Genomic DNA, 2871 nt, shown 5'->3' with positions numbered 1-2871 from the left:
GTTATAGATATTAGTAGCATTCTGCGCTTACTTGCAATAGGGGTAATAACAATAGTTGCAATTCTGGGAATTAGTAAACTACCTGAACTAATAGGAAAAATAGTATCTACAGAAATTTTGGAAGCATATAAGATTATTATATCCCCGAATAAATTATTAATTGGAATAGTCATTGCTTTAGCAATATCTGAGATAACTATTCTAGCTGTTACACCATATTCTGAAGCTTTTATTCTGGAAATAATTCTGAGTTTAATCTTAACTATTGTCACTACTTGGTTAAGTTTTAAATTTGTTAAACAATTTTTTGATATCTATTTAATAGAAGCAGCATTCAGAAGCAATCGGAAAGCAAATAGTGACTTATTTATAGTAGGTAAATTTCTAGCGAACTTTATTATTATTGTTCTAGCTATTATCATTTTTGCTCAAACTCACCAAGTGAATGTATTTGGTTTAATTGCTAGTTTGGGAATAGGAGGTGTAGCCGTTGCTTTTGCTTCCCAAAATACTTTAAGTCAATTACTTGGTGGAATTGTTCTTTATATAGATAGACCTTTTGTAATAGATGACTATATTGGTCTTCCCGATGGTACTTTTGGTAGGGTAGAATCTATTGGTTTACGCTCAACTAAAATTCGTTCTTCTGGTAAAGGTACTTTAATTATTATCCCTAATAATTCTCTAACACAGGTAAACATTGAAAACTTTAGTGCAGCAAAGAAAGTTATGTCTATTTTAGACTTAACTTTTTATCGTGATGTGGATATTGAAGAACAAGCACTAATACGTCAAGTTATCTTAGCAAGTACCGCTGATATATTTGGCATTGACCCTCGTAATACTAATATTACCTTTAAAAATTTACCTAGTTCCAAATCAGAAAATATTACTCAAGCCCAAATTACATTTTTTATCTTAGGTTCTGGTAAAGTATCTATGGATTTTCGTCGTCAAATGTTAGATAATGCTAGTCAAAGAATTACTTTGAAACTTAAGGAATATGGTATTGCTTTTGATATAGAGAAACCTAGTATCTATGTCGATTCACCAATTACGGTCTAATACAAAAGTAAGCATTCAGCTATTAGCTATCAGCCATAATAACCCACTCTTAAAGTTGTCTATTATAACAAACTTATAAAACCATTTTTTGACAATAAAGATGGGGAGGGGTGGAGGTGGATAGCTTGGGAACTCGAAATTACTCATCACAAAAAAACCTATTTTTAAATATATTTACTGTTAACTAAAGATGTTGATCAAGTATAGTCTTAAGGTAAGAATTTCCTGTGGAATACTAATGNATATTTACTGTTAACTAAAGATGTTGATCAAGTATAGTCTTAAGGTAAGAATTTCCTGTGGAATACTAATGAATATAAAGCCGACTTTTCGACTTTTGTAGTAAAATTGAATTCTGGCTTAATAATATCCCTTAATAAAAGGGTTTAAATAGGGTTTGCCGAATAAATACTTTTTGTTGAGGTAGGGAGTAGGAAGTAGGGAGTAGGGAGTAGTTAAGAATCAGGAAAAATAGGAGTTATAGAGAAGGTAGTCAGAAAGTATAGCAAGAGTGATTTTTCTGCCTCGCGTCACCCCAATATCGTAAGTTTTTGAGGCTGAAGGGCTGAAAACCAAGGTATTTCAGACTCAAAAAGGCTAATACCTTTATCTGTCAATGCTTTGATATTTAATCAGCCAGCCCTATATAGTATTTTCAAATGATATGTAAATCAAAATTTAGTTTTTTTATAATAAAAAAGCCTTGTGCAGAATACCACATATCCTTGTGTTAATCTACTATTTCATGCTGTTTTCCCTTCTTCCCTATTCCCTCCATACCTATTCCCTATTCCCTTTTTAATATAACTTAGTTTCCACATATCAAATGAAAACTCTATAGATAGCATAAATTTATGGAAGTTTTANAAAAATACTCTCTAGTAGTATTTTCTTGACAGAAGTTAGGAGTCAGAATAACGGATTCACGAATTATCGATTTGTAGAATGTGTCTTGATTAGAGTCAAACTGCTGTTAATGGACTAAACACAGTTCGATAAGTTTAATAAATTCTTTTTCTGCCAATTAATTTTAATTACAGCTCTATGATTGGCAGGAAGTCCATTAAAAGTTTTGTATTTATTCTAATTAATTATCTTTTTTGAATTTAGTATTACAACCACGAGGTCTCACCCAGGATCACTCTTGGACTAAATTGCCTTATTCAGGCTGAAGTCTTCCTGCCTCAGTTGATTAGACTTTTGACAAGGCTGAATCTGATTTTTGACCAAATTAGCTAGTTCTTGTAGTTGGCTAATTGCTTCAGCTCCTTCTAATTTCATTAATTCACGGTCATCTCGCATTTCTGTCCATGTAATTCCATAATCTGATACGAGAAAGCGAATCAGATGATTTTCTCCTAGACTGACCATGAATGATGCACTATTCCTTTGACCTCCACAAGTGTAACAGGATGCCAAATATCCTCTATTCTCTAGAACAATTGCTAGAGCTTGTAAATTCATTACTAGGTCTTGTACAAATTGACGATGTTGTTCTGCAAGTCTATGAAACACAATAATCCTCCTATCACCACAACCCTAAGATTTTAGACAATGTTTAAGTTTTTATAAAATTTTTCTGTTTAACTTCTGAAATAGTATAAACCCAATTATCTTTTATCGCATATCTCTTAAATGGCCTTTAATACCATATCTCTTAAGTTAACTGATAGGATTTTTGAGCAAAGTATCAACCACAACATTCAGCTAAATGCTTGTATTTTCTAGACTCAAGCCATTAATTTAGCTTCTCAAATCAGGTATTAAGAAACTCAAATTTTTCGGACCAATTTTCAGCACCATTAC

2 protein-coding genes are annotated in these 2871 nt (G+C 32.1%); one reads left to right on the top strand and one right to left on the bottom strand.

Annotated elements, in window-relative coordinates; genetic code table 11:
* Positions 1-1065, top strand: a 1065-nt coding sequence (locus AFK68_RS03405) for a mechanosensitive ion channel family protein (RefSeq protein ID WP_143437478.1), incomplete at its 5' end; no start/stop codon positions are given.
* Between the two features lie 1149 nt (positions 1066-2214).
* Here AFK68_RS03405 and AFK68_RS03400 read toward each other — a convergent pair.
* Positions 2215-2580, bottom strand: coding sequence for a DUF1815 family protein (locus tag AFK68_RS03400; RefSeq protein WP_094671599.1), 366 nt, complete (start codon positions 2578-2580; stop codon positions 2215-2217).
* Positions 2581-2871 lie beyond the last annotated feature (291 nt).

Origin of the sequence: Hydrocoleum sp. CS-953 (assembly GCF_002260545.1) — a bacterium.
GTDB lineage: Bacteria > Cyanobacteriota > Cyanobacteriia > Cyanobacteriales > Microcoleaceae > Trichodesmium.
This window is presented reverse-complemented; position numbering and strand designations above follow the sequence as displayed.